Source organism: Streptomyces sp. NPDC052496, from assembly GCF_040679095.1.
Classification (GTDB): Bacteria; Actinomycetota; Actinomycetes; order Streptomycetales; family Streptomycetaceae; genus Streptomyces.
Genome location: NZ_JBFAUH010000041.1, coordinates 19,153 through 40,666, shown reverse-complemented (window position 1 = coordinate 40,666; position 21,514 = coordinate 19,153). Strand labels below are relative to the sequence as shown.

Below are 21,514 nucleotides of genomic sequence, written 5' to 3'. Positions count from 1 at the left end.
TGACGATCGGCCTGCGGCTACGGCAAATACGCGACACCTGAACATGCGGGCCTACCAGTCCCAAGGCCGGAGATCGCCATCGTCGCGCCACTGTGACCATGCGGCTACCGGCTTGGGGTGGCATCTCCTGATACTGCTTGCCAAGAGGTGACGCGCCAAGGTCGCATGGCGTAGGGGAAAGGCCACGGTGGCTCGGCGCCTGTTGGTGCGGGGCGAGCTTGCGGTGCAGGTGCGTGCGGTCGGTTTGGTCACGTTTTCTGTCGCCGGTGCCGTAGTCGCTCGTTCTGGTCAGCTGCCAGTAGCAGCGCGGACCGCACCAGCTCCGACCCCGGGGTGTCCATCGGCGGCACGGGCTTCGCCAGGATCGGCTGTTACAGGTGCCGGTGAAGCCGATGCTTCCGCGTGCTGGACAGCTTTGGGTTGACGTAGGTCAGACCGCGGGCAAGAGGCCCGTTCGGAACGTATGCGCCCGGAGGTCACCAGGTGATGTCAGCTCTGGCAGTGGGGGAATGGGTGCCGTCGTGGCCGACGGCGGTGACGGCGAGGCGGGCGGCGGCCTTCTCACGCGGGGCCAGCTGCGGGAGGTAGAAGACCGGGTTGAGACTGGCTCCCAGGAAGGTTGTGTCCCTGCCGGCGGTGATCTCGTAGATCTCGTAGTGGTGGACGGCGGATTCGTCATCGGGGGGTTTCCAGGCCAGGCGTACGGAGAATCCCCCGGTGATGGTGCGTTCGGGTACCTGGAATTCCAGATCGGTGGGGGCCGGCGGCGTGGCGAAGGCCGCGTCGTGCACGGTGATCTGTCCGACGGCCAGCGGGCCGTGCATCGGCAGGTCGCCGGCGGTCAGGCGCAGCCCGAGCTGGGTCAGCGTGCGGACGTGGTGGGGCAGGTAGGCGGTGTAGGTGGCCCAGCCGGCCGGGGACTCGCCGCTGCGGGTCAGGGCGACGGCACCGAGGGTTTCGGGGTCGTGGGCGTCGGCGATCAGTACCTGCACGGTGCAGTCCCTGTCGTGCGGGTGGGGTGTCTTGGCGCGCACGGTGACCTGGGCGACGGCGCCGGGTGTCACCGGCAGGTCGAGCTGGTAGAGCCGTACCCACGCCGAGGCGCCCGGCTCCAGACGGGGCTCCAGCATCAGGCAAGAGCCGCCTTCCCAGGCGTCGTCGAAGGACAGGCTCGCCTTCAGGGCGCAGCGCGGGTCGGCGCCGGTGAGCCACCGGTAGGTCGGCAGAACGTCCTGCAGGGAGAGGTTGGCCCACCCGCCGCGGCGCACCACGGTTCCGGCATGGTGGTAGGCGTGCCCGTGACCGGTGTTGAAGTGGGTGACGAACGGCAGGGTGCTCTGGGGGCAGGCTTCGGCGACGTAGTGGGCGATGCCGGGGAATTCATCGGCTGGGCCGGTGGAGGGGTGGTCGGGGTCGGGGCCGGTCCAGAAGGCGGCTTCCTGGGCGTACAGGTGATGGGTCCAGGTGGTGTCGTCGACGCCCTTGGGCGGGGTGGAGACGGTGTGGGTCTTGTACAGGGCCAGGGATCCACGGTGTGCACCGCCCGGTGTGAACAGCAGGTCCAGACGCTCTTTCCAGTTCTTCTCCAGGACCAGTTCCAGTCCGAAGTACAGGTCGTGGACAGGGCGTTTGATCTGGTCGGCTTTGGTCTTGGAGTTGGTCAGGTCGGAGTCGTCCCAGTAATAGTCCACGAAGAGGGAGTCGCACACGCGCTGGTGGTCGTGTTGCAGGAACTGTGCATTGTGGTCGTTCAGGCTCTGCTGCCGCATCTCGTACCAGGTGAAGTCGACGGCGTCCGGCTTGCCGGGTTCGGTGAGCGAGCGGCCGTAGGCGAGAGCAGCACGGATGGCCGCGTCCCCCTCGCGGATGGTCTCGTAGTTGATGAACCAGCCGTCGAAGCCGAAGTACTGGGCGACCTTGACCAGCTTGTCCACGACTGGGTAGGTGGTGCCCTTCTTGGTGGTGAAGTCGCGCACCCAGGCCTCTCGGCCGCCCCAGTTCGTGGGGGGAAAGAAGACGCTGCCGTAGACTTTGACGCCGTTGCGGTGCGCGGCGTCGGTCACGTGCCCGTTGGGCGGGCAGATCAGGCCGGTGCCGGCCACTCCGGCCCAGAAGACGAGGATCTGCACGTACTGCCAGTACCCGAAGGCGTAGAAGCGGCAGGAGGCCAGCCCCTGAGGCGGGTTGTCCCCGGTGCCCCAGAACTCGGCACACGACATCACCTGGCCCTGACCGGCCCGCGCCTGCGGACGGGACTTCAACCGCTCGTCCTGGCGGCGCTCGCGCAGCGGTATCCGCGAGCGGTGGAAGACACCGTCCTGGTCCTGGTCCTTGGCCGGGTTCCAGTCGAGCAGCGGGTGGGCTCCGGAGGGCAGCTCACTGCGGCCGGGGTGCCAGTACGGCACGTACGGCGCCCCGTACAGTTTCAGTACCTCTTTCACCGCCCCCGTCGGTTGTGTGTGGTCCGTGGCCATGGTCTGCTCCCTTCATGAAGGTGCTGAGTTCCATCGGCGCCGCACCGGTCGGCTGCGGTGCCCGTCGTGGCAGCGCAGAACGAACAACACGCACCGGCAGGCGTCGCCCCAGCCGCCTGGCCTGCGGCGACGCGCCGCCCATCGCATGCGTGCGCCGCTGGGTCGATGAGTCCGGTCCCGTGCTGCGCTCGGCGAACGGGCGGTGCTGGGCATGGGAGGGAGCACCGCTCGCCGTCCGGGCCACCAGGCCCACCACAGCTTCTTTCCGACCGCTGCCTCTTCTCATCGTCGGGCACCAGCGCGGACCCGGCATCTTCGCACTTGCCCAGGTGCCCGCTGACGCGTTGGTCGTGCACGTCGCCACACGGCAGGCATTTTCCACGCCACCCCCGGCGCTGCGACACGCAGCCTTTCGGTGGTTCTCCTCGCCACGAGGTAAGAAGGCGGAGAGCGGCCTTGGTCGGCCCTGCCGCCGGAGCCCTGAACGGTGGCGCGCAGATGGAGGTAGGGCTGTGGCGCCTGCTACGACCACTCCGTTTCTGGTGCAGCAGGCCAAGGCCGGCCGGTCTCGTATCAGCTATCAGCGGAGGTCGATCAGTGTCGCGCCGCCACCACGTCGCTGCTTGAGCAGTGAGGCGACCGAGATATGCAGCCCGCCTGTCGACGACGTCATTGACGACAGGGCCGACGCTACCGTCCGGCCAACCATTACCGTTCGCCGTCGTACGCGTACGCAGCGACCCAGGTGATCCGCAGTTCGGCGCTGCTGCCGGGTTCCGCGTGAGGACCGTCCGACGATCCGTGCGACAACGCCCCACTCGCATCGCCCGATGGCCCGCGCCCGATGGCCCGCGCCCGATGGGCCTTGCCCGCTTGGCGTATACGCGGGTCGACAACCCGCCCGGTGCGGCAAGGAGGCCGGCAGCGGCGTGGCGGTGCCGGGCACCCGGCACCGCCATGCCGCTGTCGATGCGCCCTCACCGGCAGCGAGAGAAGTTCCGATGCCCGTTGCCGGGGCCCTCGGCGAACGCCGTGACCACGTTGTACGGGGGCGTGCCGTTGGTCCTGAAGCCGACCCGCCACACAACGCCGTCCAGCGCTTTCCTGGTGAAGCGGTACGCCCCGCCGCCCTGATTGCGCCGGGTGTCGGGGTCGCGCAGGATGTAGCCCACGCAGTCGGCCACCGCCCTGACCGCCGGGACCGTGTTGAACGGCCCGTGACCAGCTTCGATGTGCCGCAACCCGTAGTTGTCGTTGCCGCAGCGCAAGTAGAGCATGACTTCAGGGCTGTTGGGCTGCGCGGTCAGTCGGATGTTGCTGTAGCGCCGGTACTCGACCGTGGGGTCGTTGGCGACGCACACGTTGTGGGGCAGCACACGTTCACCGGCCGGTTGCGCCGCCGAGGCGGGCGAGGCGGCCAGCAGAAGACCGGGCATCAGCAGCGTGAGCGCGCCGAGACGGGCGGAGCCCCGCACGGCACCGGACGCGGCACGCCGGATCGCTATGACACTCATGAGGGCTCCTCCCGAGGGCATCGGATTCTTCATCTCAGGCACCTTTCGGGACACAGCGCGAGCAGCACCGCCCGCTGGAATCCGTGTCCGCCTCTCCAGGGCACCCCACGGCGCCGCCGTCCGCCCCGTACCCCCCAGTACCACTCACCCGAACAGGTGGCCCGCCCGCGTGGATACCCGAGTATGTGCGCAGGCCAGGGCAGAGATACCCCACAGCGGCGCTGAATCACCCGATCAGCCTTGGGCGCGCTCATCGCCCGGCCGGCGCGCAACGGGCCACCTCGTCGGTCTCGCGCACGGCGCCCGCCAGACCGCCTCGCTTCTCCGGGGGCGGCGAGGCCGGCGAAGCCCTCCATCGTGTCTGCGTGCCCGGTCGGCCGGCGGCGTTGGCCGGGTTGCGAGGGCGGGGAACCGTGAGCCCGAGGCCGAGGAATGTGTCCGGGTCCAGGCGGAAGGTGCCGTACGGGGTGACGTTGGACCAGAACAGCGTGGTCGAGCGGCCGAACTTAGGTGAGCAGTTCGCCGAACTTCGGGCGCTCAAGCGGGTGCAGGCGGCTGGAGGTGCCCGCCTGATCCTCGAAGACGACCGGATCCGCGATCCCGGGCTCAATCCCGGCCTCGTCAAGGGCGAGGGGCTGCCGGGCGGTGGCCTGCCGGTCGATCGAGAGCCGCTTGTAGACCAGATTCGCCACCGACGGGGCTGATCCGGGGCGCCACCTTGCCGCCCATACTGTGCCCGAGGAGGTGGATCCGGTCCGGTGCCACTTGGGGCTGCTGCCGGAGCAGTTGGACGGCTGCAAGAGCGTGGGGCAGGTACTCGTCGGCCATGGTGAAGCTCGATGGCAGACGATCCTGGTGCGCGAAGGTCACCTTGTCGAAGCGCAGCACGGCCACCTGCCGGGAGGTGAGCCCCCAGGCGAGGTCCTTCAGCGGCTTGTTCGGGCCGCTGCTCGAGTCCCGGTCGAATGCACCGCCACCGCTGAGCAGCACTGCTGCGGGCGGCCACGGTCCGGGGCCGGGGGGCAGACTGAGCGTGCCGGGGACCGCGAGCGGTCCGGTGCCGAGCAGGACGTCCCGCTCGGTGAATCGGCCCGTATCCGCGTAGTGCGGCGGCTGCCACTCGGCGCCGCCGTGCGGATCGAGTCTCAATCCGTGCAACAGACCATCGTCACCGACCGACATGACCACGGTGAAGCTGGCTCTTGCCCGTCGCCGTGGTCACCGGCCTGAACAGGGACGTAGGGGAGAGACAGAGTTGCGTCAACGTTTTCGAACTCCTTCGCGGTTCTTGCCGCTGTGAAGTGACGCTGTCTTCAGGAACCTCGCACGCCGACCGGTGCCATGCCGTGAACTCTCCTTCGTCATGCCGCCCGGCGTGCCGCTTTCCGGAAGTGGGGTACGTGGAGGAGTACGCGATGGCGCGGAGCAGCGGTGGGACCGACGGGCCGGGGAGGCGCCCCGGCCGGCTCAAGGTCTTTCTCGGGGCTGCTCCCGGGGTGGGCAAGACCTACCGGATGCTGGACGAGGGGCGGCGCCGGGCCGCGCGCGGTACGCGGGTGGTGGTGGCCCTCGCGGAGTGCCACGGCCGTCCGTCCACCGAGGCGATGCTCGACGGGCTGGACGTACTGCCGCGGGTGACGCGCAGACACGGCGGTGCGGACGTCGACGAGGTCGACCTGGACCGGGTGCTGGAGCTGCGGCCGCAGGTGGTGCTCATCGACGAACTGGCCCACACCAACGCACCGGGTGGCCGGCACGCCAAACGGTGGCAGGACGTCGAGGAACTGCTCGGAGCCGGGATCGATGTCGCGGCCACGCTCAACGTCCAGCACCTGGACTCGCTCAGCGACGTGGTCGAGAAGATCACCGGTGTGCCGCAGCACGAGACCGTACCCGACGCATTCGTGCGCCGCGCCGACCAGATCGAACTGGTCGACCTGCCGGCCGAGGGGCTGCGGCGCCGGATGGCACACGGCAACATCCACCCACCGGAGAAGGTCGACGCGGCGCTCTCGCACTACTTCCGGCTCGGGAACCTCACCGCACTGCGGGAGCTGGCGCTGCTGTGGGTGGCGGGCCGGGTGGACGAGGCGCTGCGCAAGTACCGGGACGAGCACCGCATCGGCCGGGTGTGGGAGACCCGCGAACGGGTGGTGGTGGCACTCACGGGCGGTGCGGAGGGCGCCACCCTGATCCGCCGGGCCGCCCGGATCGTGAGCCGCTCCTCCGGTGACCTGCTGGCCGTCCACATCACCCGCAGCCGCGACCTGGTGGGCTCCTCACCCGCGGCGCTGGCCGGACAGCGGCAGCTCACGGAGAGCCTCGGGGGCAGCTACCACTCGGTGGTGGGTGACGACGTACCCGCCGCCCTGCTCGACTTCGCCCGGTCCCAGAACGCCACCCAACTGGTCATCGGCGCCAGCCGCCGGAGCCGTCTGCGGCGCCTGCTGATGCCCCGCGGTGTCGGCGAGACCGTGGTCGAGCGATCCGGCGACATCGACGTCCACACAGTGACCCACGAACACGCCGGCCAGGGACGCAGGTGGACCGCGCCGGGAAGCGGCCTGCCGCGTTCGCGCCGGGTGGCCGGACCGCTGGCCGGCCTGGTGCTTCCCCTGCTGCTCACCCTCGTCCTGCGTGCCGTCTCGGGGCCGCTGGCGCTCAACCTCACCAGCGAGGCACTGCTGTTCCTGCTCACGGTGCTGGGGGTGGCCTGCATCGGCGGGGTGGTCTCCGCGCTGCTCGCCTCCGTGACGACCTCGCTGCTGCTGAACTACTACTTCATCCCGCCCATCGGCCACTTCACTTACGCCGAGGCCAACATCGTCGTCGCCCAAGCGGCCTTGACGACGGTCGCGGTCACCGTCGCAGCCATCGTCGACCGCTCGCTGCGGCTGAACCGGCGGGCCGCCCGGGCCACCGCGGAAGCGGAGAGCCTCACCTCGCTGGCGGGTGGCATCCTGCGCGGGGACCGGGCGGTGTCTGTCCTCCTGGAGCGCACCCGTGAGACCTTCGGCATGGACGGCATCGCACTGCGGCCACGCGATGCGGGGACGGAATCCGGTGCCGTGGGCAGTACGTTGTCCGACCGCGATGACGATCACGAGACGAGGGTGGCGATAGGGGAGGACAGCGTCCTGGTGCTGAGCGGACGCCGGCTGCCCGCCTCGGAGCACCGTGTCCTCACGGCTTTCGCGGCGCACCTGACCGCTGCCGTCGAACGCGCCCGGCTGGCCGAGGCCGCTGCCGAGGTCGAGCCGGTCAAGGCGGCCGACCGTATGCGTACCGCACTGCTCGCCGCGGTCGGCCACGATCTGCGCACGCCGCTGGCCGGCTGCTGGGCCGCGATCAGCTCACTGCGCACCCGTGACGTCGAGTTCTCCGTCGAGGACCGGGAGGAGCTGCTGGCCACCGCCGAGGAGTCGCTGGCCAAGCTCAGCCGTCTGGTCGACAATCTCCTCGACATGAGCCGGCTGCAGGCCGGTGCGCTGACCCTGCGCCTGGAGCCCGTCGCGCTCACCGACGTACTTCCCGCGGCGTTGGACACCCTGCCAGGCTCGACCCCGAAGGCACTCGCCCATGTGGCCACGCAGGGGCTGGACACCGCCCCCGATGTGCTCGCGGACCCGCCGCTGCTGGAGCGGGTCCTGGCCAACCTGGTCTCCAACGCGGTACGGCATTCGCCCGCCGGGCGCCCGGTGACGATCGGCGCCAGCGCGCTGGCCGGGTGGGTGGAACTCAGGATCACCGACCGGGGCCCGGGCATCCGGCTTCCCGACCGCGAGCGGGCGTTCGAGCCGTTCCAGCGGCTCGGCGACACCGACAACACCACCGGCCTCGGGCTCGGCCTGGCCCTCTCCCGGGGGCTCACCGAGGCGATGGGCGGCACTCTGACCCCCGAGGACACTCCCGGCGGCGGCCTGACGATGGTCGTCTCCCTGCCCGCCGCCCCGGTTCCGGAGGCGGTGACGTCTTTCCGTACGCCGGGGACGCGTGCCATCCGGCCGGACCACCGGCCGAGCGGGATCTGCCCGACGACGTGACCGGGCGCGGCGCTCCCGCGGTACGCGGGGCGCCGCCTCGTTCGGATCCCGTTAGGGACCGGCCGTGCTGTCCGCCTGTGCACCGCGTCGCCGTCACGGTGGAAGCCGGCCGGCAGGGAGACAACCGAGGAGGTTGCGGATGTGTGGAGTTGCGATCGTGGCGATGGCGGTGGCGGTGGCGGTGGCGACGTGAGTATCGAGCGGGTGGTGGGGCTGTTGGTGGCGGCGGCGCTGGCCGGTTTCCTGGTGCTCACCGTCAAGTTCCCGGACCGCTTCTGAGGCCGCCGCCCGCGTCCTCCGCACCCTCTGTGTTCTCTGTAGGGCCGGACGCCACCGCCCGCTCGTACGGAGCCGCGGTGCGCTCCCGGCTCAGCCCACGTGGACGCGGGGGCGCTGCTCGCGGTCGGTTCGGCCTCGCGGAGGACTTCGCGGGTGACGGGGGCGACGTCGCCGTGCCCGGACAGGAAGAAGCGGAGGAACTGGGCGAACGGATCTCCTTCGGTCCACTCGAAGGAGATGTGCGGCCGCTGGCCCGTCTCGTCGCGGACGTGCAGCAGCAGGGCGGCCAGCGCGTTGGAGACGGCGGAGCTCTCCAGGCGGAGCACGCGGTAGCGGCCGTGCAGTACTTCCCCCCGTACCCGCAGCTCGCTCTCGAACTCAATGGGGTCGCCGACGGTGACCTCGACCAGAATGAAGTCCTCGGATGCCGCGAGGTCGTTGTCGGTGCGGATCTGCTGGAGCTTGTCGCGGTACTCGGCCACATCACGCCGGCCGGGCTCGTTGGCGACGAAGCGGATCGTGCGATGAGGTTGAGCAGCCCGGCGGCCAGGGCCGCGATGCCCGGCTGGTAGCCCAGGGTGGAGAAGTAGTCCACACCGGTCAGGCACATCACCCGCCACCACCGTCGGCCCTGGTCGGCGCTCGGTGGGTCGGCGTGCGGGCCGGGATGGCGCTTGGCCATGTCGGTCAGCCCCTTCAGCATCCACGCCCGGAAGCGATGCTGTACGGCGGCCCGGGACGCGGAACCGGCCGGGGCGGAGGGGGCCATCGTGGGCTCCTGTCGTACCTCGAACGCTCGGGCCACCGTGCGAAGGCCACGTCAGCGTACGCAGGCACGGTCCCTTCCCCGCCGTGAAAACGTCGGCATGGCGGCCCGTTGTCCCCTGAACGGTGGGTGGTGAGCCATGGGCACGGCAGGACGCTGAAGTGCACGCCGGGGTGTTCAGGCCGCGAGGTTCGCGCCGCTGCGTGCGGGACGGCTGGTGAGGTGGTGGACGTACTCGTACTCCAAGCGGAAACCCGCGGTCCAGGCGAGGAGCCGGCTGGGGCGGTTGTCACGTGAGCAGTTCCAGCTCGGGGTGTGGCCGCGGGCGGCGATGTCCTGGCACAGGGCGGTGACGCAGGCCAGCGCGAGGCGCTGACGGCGGTGTTCGGGGACGGTGAGGCAGGCCACGTCCTCATGCGTGTGGCCGCGGAAGTACGTACAGGCCATGGCCAGTACGCGGCCCTTCGCGAACGCCGCCCAGCCGTGCCCGGAGGCGGCCAGACCGGCCGGCCCGCCCCAGCTGGCGTGGCTCCAGGCCGCCTCGGGCCCCAGCGCGGCCAGCGCCGGCGCGTCCTCGCGTGTCAGCCGACGCACCGTCACCCCACGGGGCACGCGCGGACGCGGTACGGGAACGCGGTGGACGTAACCCAGGCGCTCCCACGGCACCACGATGTCGAACGCGTGCCCGAGTAGGGGCAGGAAGCGGGCCGGGGCCCGGACGTAGCGCTCGGCGAAGGGAAGAAGTGCGAGCGGGGCCAGGGCGGTCGGTTCGCCGCGCAGCAGTACGTGATCGGCACAGGCCACGGCGACGGCTCGGGGAGCGACGGGACGGTCGGCCCACCAGCGGCCGAGGCCCGGGGTCAGTGCGTGTTCGGCCAGTGCCGCCGTGCCAGGAGGGCCGTCGGCGAACCAGTGGGAGAATGCGGCGGCTTGGCTCTGCGGAAGCTCGATCACGATGACTCCTTGTGACGTGCGTGGTGCGTGGGATACCCCCGAGCGGGGCGGTGCGGGAAACGGGCACCGCCCCGCAGGGCGGTTCAGCCTTGTCCGGCCTTGCTGCCGTGGCTGACCTCGTGCTGACGCCGGGCCCTCTTCTTGCGGGCGCGTTGGGACATGGCGGAGTTGGCCTTTCGAGTCGGAAGGTGCCTGGTGCTGATCCAGGCGGTGGCACCTCAGGGCAGAGGGCTGTCCGGCGCGCTGCCGTGGTTCAGCTGTGGTGGCCGACAAGCTGGTCGGCGAGCTTGCTCAGGCGCTTGACGGTGCGCCCCTCGGTAGCGGCGGGGGCGGGCTCGACGCGCTGGTCACGGTCGTAGTACGCGCCGTTGACGATCTCGACCGCCGGGTCGCAGAGCCGTACGACGTGGGCGGCGCCGTCGGCCGCCGGGGAGCCGTCGAGGCCGTAGAGGGCCAGCAGGCCGGTGGCGCAGATGCCGGGGTGGACGGAGACCGCGGCCACCCGGGGGTCGGCGGCGAAGACGGTCAGGGCGAGCTGCGACTGGGCGTACGCGGCGAGCCGGGAGTAACGGCGGGCCCGGTGCGGATCGCTCCACTGGATCGAGGCGGTGCGGTGCAGCGACGACGACACATTGACGACCCGGCCGCCGGGGTCGGTGGTCAGCGCGGGCTCCAGGAGGCAGGTCAGCAGGTAGTGGGCGAGGAAGTTGACCTGGAAGGCGATCTCGTTGCCGTCGCCGGTGCGGGTGTGCCGTTCGGGGGCGGCGGTGGCGGCGTTGTTGACCAGGACGTCCAGGCGCGGGTGCTCGGCCACGATCCGCCGCGCCAGGGCCTCGACCTCTTCCAGACGCGTGAAGTCCGCGCTGAACGCGCACAGTTGGGCCGCGTCGATGCCGGTGGCGGTCAGCCTGTCGGTGGCGGCCTGCGCGTCCTCGGCGGTGCGGCCGTGGACGAGGACGGTGGCGCCGCGCTCGGCGAGCTGCCGGGCGGTCTCGAAGCCGATGCCGGAGGTGGCACCGGTCACCAGGACGGTACGGGAGGAAAGGTCGAAGACGGACATGGTCCCTTCCGGTCGGGGAATGTACGGGTACGCCGAGCCGGCCCTGAGGAGCGCGGTGGCGTGCGGGTGGACGAAAGAGGGGCGCCGGATCAGGTCGCGGCGCCCCGTAGGGATGCGGGAAAGGGATCAGCGGGAGGCGGATCTTCCCTGACAGCGCCGGGCACGACGAGACGCCGCCTGATGAGGCGGACGGTCGAGCAGGAGCCAGGCGCTGTTCACGTCCCCCATCGAAGGCCGTGCCGCCCCGGGCCGCAAGACTTGCTCCGCCCCCTTGACGCGCCTCTGATGAGCTTCCGGTCCCGATCGGCGGCGAGTGCTGAACCTCGGCGGGCGATCACCGGGCTGTCTGTGCCCAGCAGCCAGCCGCCGGCCACGAGACGAGCGCCCGCGGTGACCGCCTCCGTCAAGTCCGCCGTGCCAGGCGCCGCAGAAAGACCGTGCGCCGGTACAGGATGGTCACAAGGCCCGCCAGCGGCCCTGCCACGGCGGTGACGAAGCACGTGCCGAGCAGCGGCCCGCCGTCGTGGCCGACGCCCGCGACGATCAGGCATACAGCGAGGAAGCCGAGACCGAATCCGTACATGCCCGGCCCGTGCACGGCCGGCTGCCACAACGCATACGGCCCCACCGCGCGCAACGCACGGGCGCCCGGGCCGGGCGGCTCGGCCGGCTCGCCCTGAGGAAGGCCGGCGTCGCTTCCCGGGGACGTCAGCCCGCAGACGTACCGGTCGTCGTCGAGGACGAGCAGGGCCGCGACGCACCAGTTCGATGGTTGCTCCGCAGCTGGTGTCCAGTACAGCCAACCGGCTCGGCCTTCGAGGACGTCGGCGAGGGCTTGGGGGTCCAGGCACCGGTCGATGAACAGGTCGCGGCTGCCTTCGGGCGAGGAGAGGCGCAAGGCGGGGGACAGGCGGGACTTGGGCTCGGAGCACTCCTTCCGGCGGCTGCGGGAAGCCGGTCGGGGATCGGACGATGTGGCACATGGCCCGGCCGCCCCGCCCGCGATGCGCACCCGCAGTCTGCGTGCCGGGCTGTCGCCGAACGCGGACTCGGGGGTCAAGGGCACCGTCCCCGTCCATGGCGCCGGACCTGGCGAGCAGGAGGAACAAGAGTTCTGCCGTGCCCACCGGGACCGGGCGCCTCGACGGTTACCGCGTAGGAGTACGTCGTACCGGACTTGGACTGATTCCGGTAGCTAGCGGCAGATCGAGCAGCTCGGCCAGTGATTCGGGGGCGATCGGGGTCCGGTGGCTCTCGTACTTGGGCGGCTTATTCAGGTGTCGACGCGATGTTCCGCTCGTGCGGGCTGGGTGGGGAGCCACTGTCGGGGGCCGAGCCGTTCAGCCTCTGCTCGTGCGAGGTGGCCTCGCTGGCGGCGCTTGTTTGCAGAACTTGGGTGGGGAGGCCGGTCGCCGGGCGTGGTAGCCGCCGCCACGGGCCAGAGGCAGTGGCATTCCGTGGCACCGTCATGCTTCGCAGGGGTGGTTCATCGGTGGACGACGCATGCCGAGGGCAGTGGCGGATGTCCGAGGCGCAGTGCGGCACGTCGGCATCGTGGCGTGCCTCGTAGCCGGTCCGTGACCGCCGAGCCGCCGTGCTGGGAGGCGGTACCCACCCAACATGATCAACTGGGAGATGGATGGGAAACCGGCGCGGCGCATCGCTGCCGGTCTCGCCCGCGAGAGGCCTGATTGTGCGAGGAAGTGCCGCCGGTGAGCGAGTGCGGGGCAGCGGGCCGTCCTCGTCGGATTCGGTCCTGCCTCCCGCGCGCTCGCGCGTCCGCCCCCGCCCCACCATGCTTCTGTCCTGCTCGTGCCTGCGGCGAGGTCCCCTGCGCGGCCTGCGCCCCGGTGCTCACCCGCCCTCCGCCGGACGCGGGCACGAGATCCGTACGTTCACCTCACCCGGACCGCGCCACGCATCGGCCCGTACGCAGGACCACACCTCCCGGCCGCCGCCCTTCGGCAGTGCCTGGCCGGTGAGATCCCATACGTCGACCGCGCGTACGCCGTCCGGCAGCCCGGCCAGCCAGCAGGCCGTGCGCGCCCAACTCGCGGACGCCGCCGCGCCGGTGGCCTCGCGGGGCGGCCGCGGCGACGTGCCGCCATCGGGCGGTGGCGTGTACGTCAGGTGGGCGGGCACGAGGCCGCCGAGGTCGGTGATGAGGAAGGCGTGTGGGTGGTCGGTGATGCGGGTCGAGGTGCGCAGTTGCAGCGTGACCCGGGAAGCGCAGGGGCCGGGCTCGGCGGGGGCGCGCAGGGGTTCGGTGACACCGTCGGCAGAGATCCGCACCGGCCGCGCGGGCGCACCGGGACGCAGCAGATCACGCGCCTGTGCACCGGCGATCCAGGGGGCGGTGAGGTAGCGCACCGCGCCGTGCGCCCGGCTGACGGTGAGAGCGGCGGCCGTCGTCAGGTCGCTGCTGTCCGTACGGGCGAAGTCGAGCGCGGGGTGGCCGCCGGGGGAGAGGGGCTCGCGGTAGCGGACGGTACGTGAGCCGTCGTGGAGCAGTACCACCGCGTCGCCGTCCGCCTCCCCGGCGTACAGCAGCTGCGTACCGTGCGGGGGAGGGCCGGTGGAAGTGCCGGGTGTACGGGTGACGTGGGTGCCGCGCGGCGGCCGTGACCAAGCGGCGAGGGCGCGGCCGAGCAGGTTCCGGTCTCCGGTGCGTCCGCCGCGGGACGGCCAGGCCGTGAAGTCGAACCGCGCGGTGTCGGCCCCTTCTGTGCGCGGCGTCCGTACCAGGTCCGCGGCGGTGACCGGGCCGACGGCCGGGCGTGGCGGCCGCGGGCCCGTCGACGAGCCGGTGGCGGTCAGGACCACGGCGCCGACCGCCACCATCGCGGTCACGGCCCAGCCGAGGCGGAACCGCTGTCTGCGGCGGAGCAGGTCCGTGGGGCGGGTCTGCACCGAGCAGGCGTCGAACTCCGCCGAGCGCAGGAGTGTCTGGGCGGCGGAGACGGCCGGCGCGTCGAGCTGCCGCGCGACCCGCAGGGCCCGGTCCGGGTGGCCGGCGCCGGCGGCCCCGAGCAGGGCCCGGACCTGGGCGTCGGGCAGTTCGTCGGCCCGGGAGAGCACGAAGGCCGCGCGGACGTCGGCGGACAGCCCGGACAGCGCCTGCCCCAGCGCGATCTCCTCGCGCCCGCCCGCGCGCGGGAACAGCCGCAGCCCCCACACCACCGGCAGCATGGGCCGCAGCGCACGGGGCGGCGGCAGGCGCCCCGGCCACATCCGCGGGCGCCGCTCGTACGCCAGGGCCGCGCGCAGCACACGTTCGCGTACCCAGGCCGGCCCGAGCCGCTCGGGTTCCAGCCGTTCCGGCCCCGGCCGCTGGGCCGGCACCCGCAGGGCGGCCTTCCGGAGCCGGAAGCCGGGCAGCGCGCGCTGCACCAGGCCGTGGGCGGTCAGCACCCTGCGGTGCCTGCCGAGCGAGGGCGGGAGCGTGAGGTAGGCGAGACGGACCAGACCGGTGTAGTGCTCGACGAGACCGGCCTCGGCCGCGTCGAGCGTCACCCGGTCACGGCCGTCCGGAGACCGGCGCTGCGACGTGACCATGGAGCGGGGTGCCTCCAAAGGCTGCGAGGTGCGGAGCGCTTACCTCCTTCAAACGAGTGAATGCGGGGAGGGTCACTGGGTGGACATGGCGGTTACCGGTTTGGTTCGGTCGGGTCCGGTTTGGTTCGGTCGGGTCCGGTTCGGCGAGGGCCTGTGCGGTAGGGGGCCGGGGTCGGAGCCATGCACGGTTCGGGGCCGGGGCCGGGGCCGCGTTCGAGGTCGGCGCCGGGGAGTTGGCGAGTCGGCGATGTGGCGATGCCGGGGAGATCCGTCAGGTAGGGCCCTGGCCGTCGCCGGGTTTCCGCCTCGGGGGCGTCGGTGCGGCGAGCTCGGCCAGGTGGTGCAGCGAGTTGGTGCAGCCGTCGAGCTCCAGGTGGCCGCCCCGTCAGGGAACGGTAGCGGTCTCGCTGTCGGGGTGGCAGGTGAAAACCTGGTCGAGGCCGACGTAGCGCAGGACGCGCAGCGTGTTGGCGGGTACGGCGGCCAGCGCGATGTCCGCCTCGGCGGCGATGGCGTGATTACGGGCGGCCAGCAGGGCGGTGATGCCGCTGGAGTCGCAGAACTCCATCGCTCTCAGGTCGAGGACCAGGCGCTGGCCCGGTTTCAGGGTGAGGCCGGAGACGACGGAGCGCAGCTCGTCGGCGTGGTCGTAATCGAGGTCTCCGGCGATCTCCAGTACGGGACCGGTCGCGGCGTCTCGAAGCGTGGTCTTCAGCGAGCTCATCTCTGGGGTGGGGTCGAAGGGACAGGGACAGGGGGTGACATCCGTGGCGGACGGCCGGAGGCGGAGCCTCAGGGCCGGGTGCCGGCGGGGACTCCGAGGGCGAGCAGGGCCGTGTCGTCGTCCAGGCCGTCGCCGAAGCTGTCCAGCAGCCCGGTCAGCGCCTGGATGACGGTGTGCGGTGGCGACCCGCTGTGCCCGGTGGCGAACGTACGCAGGGCGTCGTCCCCGTACAAGGCGCGGTCGGGCCCCGTACGGGCCTCGGTGAGGCCGTCGGTGTAGAGCAGCAGACTGTCGCCCGGCGCGAGGGTGGTGGTGGCGGTCGTGAAGCGCGGGTCGGGCAGGATGCCGACGAGCAGCCCGCCCGGGGTGGGCAGGAAGTCGCAGGTGCCGTCGGCGCGCATGACCAGCGCGGGCGGGTGGCCGCCGGAGGCGAGCCGTACGCCGACCTCTCCGCTGTCCTGATCGGGCTCCAGGATGCCGAATATGGCGGTGCAGTAGCGCGGGTCGCCGCCGCTGTACCGCTCGTGCAGGACCGTGTTCAAGGTGGCCAGGGTGGCCACCGGGTCCGCGTCGTGCAGGGCGGCGGCGCGCAGGGTGTAGCGGGTCAGCGACGTCAGGGCGGCAGCCCTGGGCCCCTTGCCGCTCACATCGCCGAGGAAGAACGCCCAGCGTTTGCCGTCCAGGGCGAACAGGTCGTAGAAATCGCCGCCGAGCCGGTCGGGGGAGGCGGTGTGGTAGTACGTGGCCACTTCGAGGCCGGGTATGTCGGGCAGCACGGCGGGCAGCAGGCTCTGCTGGAGGACGGCTAGTGCTTCCTGGAGCCGCGCGCGGTCCGCCTCTGCGCGCTTGCGGGCCTCCTCCGCCTCCTGCCGGCGCCGCAGCAGCTCCTCCTCGTACGCGCGGCGGTCCCGCGCGTCGAAGAGAGTGGTACGGATCAGCAGCGGCTCGCCCTCGCTGCCGTGCTTGACGGTCGAGGAGACCAGGACCGGTATCCGGGTGCCGTCGGCGCGCTTGATCTCCAGCGCGATGCCGTTGATCTCGCCCTGCATCCGCAGCAGCGGCGCGAAGTGCGTCTCGTGGTAGAGCTTGCCGCCCACGGTGAGCAGGTCGGTGAAGCGGGTCCGCCCCACCACCGCCTCCCGGGTCAGGCCGAGCCAGTCCAGCAGGGTGGCGTTGATCTTCGCGATGGTGCCGTCCATCAGCGTCGAGACGTAGCCGCACGGTGCGGAGTCGTAGAGCTCCTCGGCGCTGTCCTCCAGCAGGGCCGCGAACGCCGCGTCGGTGGTGCGGTCGCCGTCCGTCTCGTGCGGGTCGGGTTCCTCCTGCCCGGCGCGGCTCATCGGCGCAGCCCCGCCAGGAAACCGGTGATCGCCGTGTTGGTGGCCTCGGGCGCGGACAGGTGCGGGCAGTGGCCGGTGGCGTCCAGGGTGACCAGCTCCGAGCCGGGCACCTGCGCGTGCACGTACGCGCCGACCTCGCGCGGGGCGATCACGTCCTGGGTGCACTCCAGCACCAGCGTCGGCACCTCGACCGTCTTCAGGTCGTCGCGGGAGTCGGACAGAAAGGTGGTACGGGCGAAGACGCGAGCCATGTCCGGGTCGGTGGCGCAGAAGCTGTTGGTCAGTTCCGCGCCCAGCTCGGGCCGGTCCGGATTGCCCATGATCACCGGCGCCATGGCGGCCGACCAGCCCAGATAGTTGGAGTCCAGCGAGGCCAGCAGCTCGTCGATGTCCTCGGCGGTGAAGCCGCCGCGGTATCCCTCGTCGTCGATGTAGCGCGGGGACGGGGCGACCATGACCAGGGCACCGATGCGCTCCGGGGCGCGCCGGGCGGCGAGCACGCCGGTCATGGCGCTGACCGAGTGCCCGACGAAGGTGGCGTCGCGCAGGTCGAGGGCCTCGGCCACCTCCACCACGTCCTGGGCGTAACCGTCGAGGGAGGAGTAACGGTTCTCCTGGAACGCCGACAGGTCGGAGCGGCCGCAGCCGACGTAGTCGAACAGCACCACCCGGTAGGCATCGGTCAGGGCAGGCACCGTCAGACGCCACATGTTCTGGTCACAGCCGAAGCCGTGGGCCAGCATCACCACCGGTCCCGCCGGGTTACCGGTGACGGTGACGTTGTTCCTGCGCAGGATGTCCATACGGCCCATCCTCGCATCCGCCTGTGGTCGGCTGGAGCGCGCCCGTCGACGGGGCGCCAGGCCGCGTGCAGAAGCCGTGTCGGTGCTGTATCGGCGGTGTGTCGGACACCGTTGCGATCTTGGGGTACGGGTGGGGCGCTCGGCTCCGGAACACGACCAAGCGATCGCACGACCGCACGACCACGTGACCGCACGCCCACGTGACCGGCGCGACCGCACGCCCACGTGACCGGGCGACCGCACGACCGCGTGACCAAGCGATCACGCGACCACACGACCCCACGACCGCACGACCAAGCGACCGCACGACCAAGCGACCGCACGACCGAGGAATCACCATGCCTTCAAAATCCCAGCCCCAGCCTGCGCACCGGCCGCCGTCCCCGCCGTGGGACGTGCGCCGGCTGCCGTCCGCCGAAGGCAAGACCTTCCTGATCACCGGTGGCAACGCGGGCATCGGTTACTTCGTCGCCGAACAGCTCGCCGGAACCGGCGCCACCGTCGTCCTCGGCAGCCGCGACCACACCAAGGCAGTCGCCGCCGAGGGCTGCATCCGCTCCCGCGTCCCCGGCGCACGCGTACGTCACATCCTGCTGGACCTGGCCGACCTGTCCTCCCTCGAAACCGCGGTGGACACGCTCGGTGTCGGCAGCCTCGACGCGGTGGTCCACAACGCCGGGGTGGCGCTCGACGATCCGCCCCGAAGGGTGACCAAGGACGGCCACGAGCTGATGTTCGGGACCAACCACCTCGGTCATGTCGCCCTGACCCGGTGGCTCGCGCCGCTGCTCGCGGCGGCACCGGCCGCCCGGGTCGTGACCGTCGGCAGCTTCGCGGCGAAGTCCGAGCGGCTCGATCTGGCCGATCTGCAGTCCGCCGGGGGCGATTACCGTCCGAAGCGGACCTACGGCAGGTCGAAGCTGGCGCAGCTGTACTTCGGTCTCGACCTCGACCGCCGGCTGCGTGCCGCCGGCAGCCCCGTGCGCAGCCTGGTGGCCCACCCCGGAGGCGCACTGGACTCCCTTACGCCCTCACGCCCACCCGTACACGTACGGACCGCCGGCGCACGGCTGCGCGGGCTGCCCGCCGGCCTTCTCGTCCAGGGCAAGGACGCCGGCGCGTGGCCCGTGGTGCGCGCTGTGCTCGACCCGTGCGCGGCGGGCGGCGGGCTGTGGGGCCCCCGGGCCTTCGGGCTGCACGGGGAGCCCCGTAGCGAGCCGGTGTGGGACCACCTGAAGGACACCGCCGTCGCGGAGCGGTTGTGGGAGGTCAGCTGCGAGCTGATCGGCGCGGAACCGGGCCTGGGCTTCGGGTGAGCGGCCCGGCGGCCCGTTCGGCGCGCAGCACCCGGTTGACCCGCGCACTGTCGAGGACGCGTTCCCAGCGCGCGACGACGAGGGTGGCGACGCTGTTGCCGGCGAGGTTCGTCAGGGCGCGGCACTCGGACATGAACTTGTCGATGCCGAAGATCAGCATGATGCCCGCGGCCGGAACGGTGCCGACCGTCGAGAGCGTCGCGGCCAGGGCGATGAAGCCCGCCCCAGTGACGCCGCCGGACCCCTTGGAGGTCAGCAGCATCACGGCGAGCAGCCCCAACTGTTGGCCGAGGCCGAGCGGAGTGTCGGTGGCCTGGGCGATGTAGACGGCGGCCAGCGAGAGGTAGATCGAACTGCCGTCGAGGTTGAAGGAGTACCCGGTGGGGACGGTCAGGCCGACGATGTCTCGGCGGATACCGAGACCTTCCAGCTTGGCCATGAGCCGGGGCAGGGCGCTCTCCGAGGACGAGGTGCCCAGCACCAGCAGGAACTCCTCACGCAGGTGGTACAGCAGCCGGAAGAGATTGATCTTCAGCAACGCGGTCACCGAACCCAGCACCACCACGACGAAGAACAGGGACGTGCCGTAGAAGAGCGCGATGAGGCGGCCGAGGCTGGTGAGGGTGGAGACGCCGTACGTACCGACGGTGTACGCCATCGCGCCGAACGCGCCGACGGGAGCGGCCAGCATGACGTAGTGCAGGATCTTGAAGATGACGGCGCTCAGCCGGGTCACGCCGTCGATGACCGGCTCGCCCACGGGGCCCACGGTCTTCAGGGCGACGCCGAAGAGGACCGAGAAGAAGATGACCTGGAGGATGTTGCCCTCGGCGAAGGCGCCGACCGTACTGCTGGGCACCAGGTCGGTGAGGAAATGCCACCAGCTCTGGCCCGACCCGCTCTGCGCGTACCGCGCTGCGTCGCCCGACAGCTGCAGATCGCCGGGGTGGGCGTGCACGCCGGCGCCGGGCTGGAAGACGTTGACGGCGAGCAGGCCCAGGAGGAGGGCGAGCAGCGTGCCGGCCTGGAAGTAGGCGAGCGACTTCAGGCCGACCCGGCCCACCCGGCCGAGGCTGTCGACGCTTCCGATCCCGGCCACGATGGTCAGGAAGACGATCGGCGCGATGAGCATTTTGATCGCGGTCACGAAGGTGGTGCCGACCGGCCCCAGCGCCGCCCCGGCCGCCGGCCACAGCCAGCCGGTCGCGATGCCGGCGACGATCGCGGTCAGCACCCAGAAATAGAGCCGGCGGTACCAGGGGGTGGCGGGGGGCGGGGCGGGAGCCGGAGCGGTTGCCGGTTCCGGTTCCGGTGCCGGTGCCGGTGCACGGACCGGAGCGGATCCAGGGCCCGGTGTCGGAACGGGTCCTGGGCCCGGTGTCGGAGCGGATCCTGGACCCGGTGCGGGAGCGGTTTCCGAACCCAGTGCGGCGTCCGGATCCAGTGCGGCGTCCGGATTCGGTGCGGCATCCGGATCCAGTGCCGCATCCGGTTCGGGAGCCGATGGCCGGGCCGGCAGGGCGGGCTCGGGTGGTGCCATGCGTATCACCTCGTCGGGTAACGGACCGGACGCAGCCGGGCGCGGGCCGGAACCGCGAAGGGACGGGCGGGACCGGCCCACGGGTCACAGGAGTTCGAGGAGCGCGTCGGAGAACTCCGCCGTCGAGGCGGTGCCGCCGAGATCGGGCGTGCGGACGTCCGTCTTGGCGAGCACCGCCGCGATGGCGTCGGTGACGTCCTTCGCCGCCTCGGGGTGCCCGAGGTGGTCGAGCATCATGGCGGCGGACCAGATCGCCCCCAGCGGATTGGCGATGCCGCGCCCCGCGATGTCGGGCGCCGAACCGTGCACCGGCTCGAACATCGAGGGGAACTCGCGTTCCGGGTTGAGGTTGGCGGCCGGCGCGATGCCGATGGAACCGGCCACGGCGGCCGCCAGGTCACTGAGGATGTCGCCGAACAGGTTGGAGCCCACCACCACGTCGAAACGAGCCGGTTCGAGCACGAACTTGGCGGCCAGCGCGTCGATGTGCTCCTGGTCCCACGCCACTGCGGGGTACGCGGCGCCCCGCTCGGCGACGAGTTCGTCCCAGAAGGGCAGGGTGTGCACGATGCCGTTCGACTTGGTGGCCGACGTCAGCTTGCCCCGGCGGCTCGCGGCCAGCTGGAAGGCGTGATCCAGCACCCGCGTCACCCCGGCCCGGGTGAAGATCGACTCCTGCACGGCCGCCTCTTCGGGAAGCCCGCGGTACAGACGCCCGCCGATCTCGCTGTACTCGCCCTCGACGTTCTCCCGTACGACGACGAAGTCGACCTCCCCGGCCGTCGCGCCCCGCACGGGGCTGTCGATCCCCTCGAAGACGCGCACCGGCCGCAGGTTGACGTACTGACGGAAGCCGCGGCGGATCGGGATCAGCAGCCCCCACAGCGAGACGTGGTCCGGCACGTCGGGCCGGCCGACCGCGCCGAGCAGGATGGCGTCCTTGTCGCGCAGCTGGTCCAGACCGTCCGGGGGCATCATCGCGCCCTCCCGCAGGTAGCGCTCGCAGGACCAGTCGTCGTACGAGGTGTAGGAGAACGCGAAGCCGTGGCGGCGGCCGACGGCGTCGAGCACCTGCCGCGCCGGAGGCAGCACCTCCGTGCCGATGCCGTCGCCGGGGATCAGGGCGATGCGGTGATGCGTCAGGGG

Annotated in this window: 15 protein-coding genes and 1 pseudogene; 3 read left to right on the top strand and 13 right to left on the bottom strand. The window is 71.5% G+C overall.

Translation table 11 applies throughout. The annotated features are described in order from the left end of the window. Positions 1-476 precede the first annotated feature (476 nt). From AB0L45_RS36190 to AB0L45_RS36180, 3 genes are all read right to left on the bottom strand, one after another. Positions 477-2,474, bottom strand: a complete 1,998-nt coding sequence (locus tag AB0L45_RS36190; protein ID WP_365847796.1) for a hypothetical protein — start codon at positions 2,472-2,474, stop codon at positions 477-479. Positions 2,475-3,451: 977 nt separating this feature from the next. Next, complete coding sequence (locus AB0L45_RS36185) at positions 3,452-3,988, bottom strand: hypothetical protein (RefSeq protein WP_365847794.1); 537 nt, start codon at positions 3,986-3,988, stop codon at positions 3,452-3,454. 621 nt (positions 3,989-4,609) lie between these two features. Continuing rightward, positions 4,610-5,170: a hypothetical protein gene (locus AB0L45_RS36180; protein WP_365847792.1), complete on the bottom strand. Its 561-nt coding sequence runs from the start codon at positions 5,168-5,170 to the stop codon at positions 4,610-4,612. Positions 5,171-5,403: 233 nt separating this feature from the next. Here AB0L45_RS36180 and AB0L45_RS36175 point away from each other — a divergent pair, with 233 nt between their 5' ends. Both AB0L45_RS36175 and AB0L45_RS36170 read left to right on the top strand, forming a co-directional pair. Continuing rightward, complete coding sequence (locus tag AB0L45_RS36175) at positions 5,404-8,031, top strand: ATP-binding protein (protein WP_365847790.1); 2,628 nt, start codon at positions 5,404-5,406, stop codon at positions 8,029-8,031. 189 nt (positions 8,032-8,220) lie between these two features. Then, positions 8,221-8,310, top strand: coding sequence for a K(+)-transporting ATPase subunit F (locus AB0L45_RS36170; RefSeq protein ID WP_365847788.1), 90 nt, complete (start codon positions 8,221-8,223; stop codon positions 8,308-8,310). A gap of 90 nt (positions 8,311-8,400) precedes the next feature. Here AB0L45_RS36170 and AB0L45_RS36165 read toward each other — a convergent pair. From AB0L45_RS36165 to AB0L45_RS36130, 8 genes and pseudogenes are all read right to left on the bottom strand, one after another. Further along, positions 8,401-8,837, bottom strand: a pseudogene (locus AB0L45_RS36165) (amino acid transporter); the annotation flags it as partial. A gap of 416 nt (positions 8,838-9,253) precedes the next feature. Beyond that, positions 9,254-10,030, bottom strand: a complete 777-nt coding sequence (locus AB0L45_RS36160) for a GNAT family N-acetyltransferase (protein WP_365847787.1) — start codon at positions 10,028-10,030, stop codon at positions 9,254-9,256. A gap of 253 nt (positions 10,031-10,283) precedes the next feature. After that, positions 10,284-11,090, bottom strand: coding sequence for an SDR family NAD(P)-dependent oxidoreductase (locus AB0L45_RS36155; RefSeq protein ID WP_365847785.1), 807 nt, complete (start codon positions 11,088-11,090; stop codon positions 10,284-10,286). A gap of 403 nt (positions 11,091-11,493) precedes the next feature. Continuing rightward, entirely contained in the window at positions 11,494-12,150 is a 657-nt protein-coding gene (locus tag AB0L45_RS36150; protein WP_365847783.1) for a hypothetical protein, read from the bottom strand. Between the two features lie 794 nt (positions 12,151-12,944). Next, positions 12,945-14,645, bottom strand: a complete 1,701-nt coding sequence (locus AB0L45_RS36145; protein ID WP_365847781.1) for a hypothetical protein — start codon at positions 14,643-14,645, stop codon at positions 12,945-12,947. Between the two features lie 385 nt (positions 14,646-15,030). Further along, complete coding sequence (locus AB0L45_RS36140; protein WP_365847779.1) at positions 15,031-15,369, bottom strand: STAS domain-containing protein; 339 nt, start codon at positions 15,367-15,369, stop codon at positions 15,031-15,033. A 68-nt stretch (positions 15,370-15,437) separates the two neighbouring features. Next, positions 15,438-16,709, bottom strand: coding sequence for a SpoIIE family protein phosphatase (locus AB0L45_RS36135; protein ID WP_365847777.1), 1,272 nt, complete (start codon positions 16,707-16,709; stop codon positions 15,438-15,440). Then, positions 16,706-17,512 carry an alpha/beta hydrolase gene (locus AB0L45_RS36130; protein ID WP_365847775.1) on the bottom strand — a complete coding sequence of 269 codons (807 nt, stop codon included), beginning with the start codon at positions 17,510-17,512 and terminating at the stop codon, positions 16,706-16,708. The genes AB0L45_RS36135 and AB0L45_RS36130 overlap by 4 nt, the downstream gene beginning before the upstream one ends. A gap of 338 nt (positions 17,513-17,850) precedes the next feature. Between AB0L45_RS36130 and AB0L45_RS36125 the strand changes: the two genes are divergently transcribed. Beyond that, positions 17,851-18,828 carry an SDR family NAD(P)-dependent oxidoreductase gene (locus AB0L45_RS36125; RefSeq protein WP_365847774.1) on the top strand — a complete coding sequence of 326 codons (978 nt, stop codon included), beginning with the start codon at positions 17,851-17,853 and terminating at the stop codon, positions 18,826-18,828. Here the strand turns inward: AB0L45_RS36125 and dctA are convergent. Further along, a complete protein-coding gene (gene dctA / locus AB0L45_RS36120) occupies positions 18,782-20,254 on the bottom strand; it encodes a C4-dicarboxylate transporter DctA (protein ID WP_365847818.1) in 1,473 nt (490 codons plus the stop codon). The genes AB0L45_RS36125 and dctA overlap by 47 nt on opposite strands. A gap of 198 nt (positions 20,255-20,452) precedes the next feature. Next, positions 20,453-21,511, bottom strand: coding sequence for a tartrate dehydrogenase (locus AB0L45_RS36115; protein ID WP_365847816.1), 1,059 nt, complete (start codon positions 21,509-21,511; stop codon positions 20,453-20,455). Between the last annotated feature and the right edge of the window lie 3 nt (positions 21,512-21,514).

What these genes read in the sequence shown, in the direction of transcription:
- AB0L45_RS36190 (WP_365847796.1), bottom strand. Translation starts at nt 2,474, where the DNA reads ATGGCCACGGACCACACACAACCGACGGGGGCGGTGAAAGAGGTACTG.
- AB0L45_RS36185 (WP_365847794.1), bottom strand. Translation starts at nt 3,988, where the DNA reads ATGAGTGTCATAGCGATCCGGCGTGCCGCGTCCGGTGCCGTGCGGGGC.
- AB0L45_RS36180 (WP_365847792.1), bottom strand. Translation starts at nt 5,170, where the DNA reads ATGTCGGTCGGTGACGATGGTCTGTTGCACGGATTGAGACTCGATCCG.
- AB0L45_RS36175 (WP_365847790.1), top strand. Translation starts at nt 5,404, where the DNA reads ATGGCGCGGAGCAGCGGTGGGACCGACGGGCCGGGGAGGCGCCCCGGC.
- AB0L45_RS36155 (WP_365847785.1), bottom strand. Translation starts at nt 11,090, where the DNA reads ATGTCCGTCTTCGACCTTTCCTCCCGTACCGTCCTGGTGACCGGTGCC.
- AB0L45_RS36145 (WP_365847781.1), bottom strand. Translation starts at nt 14,645, where the DNA reads ATGGTCACGTCGCAGCGCCGGTCTCCGGACGGCCGTGACCGGGTGACG.
- AB0L45_RS36140 (WP_365847779.1), bottom strand. Translation starts at nt 15,369, where the DNA reads ATGAGCTCGCTGAAGACCACGCTTCGAGACGCCGCGACCGGTCCCGTA.
- AB0L45_RS36135 (WP_365847777.1), bottom strand. Translation starts at nt 16,709, where the DNA reads ATGAGCCGCGCCGGGCAGGAGGAACCCGACCCGCACGAGACGGACGGC.
- AB0L45_RS36130 (WP_365847775.1), bottom strand. Translation starts at nt 17,512, where the DNA reads ATGGACATCCTGCGCAGGAACAACGTCACCGTCACCGGTAACCCGGCG.
- AB0L45_RS36125 (WP_365847774.1), top strand. Translation starts at nt 17,851, where the DNA reads ATGCCTTCAAAATCCCAGCCCCAGCCTGCGCACCGGCCGCCGTCCCCG.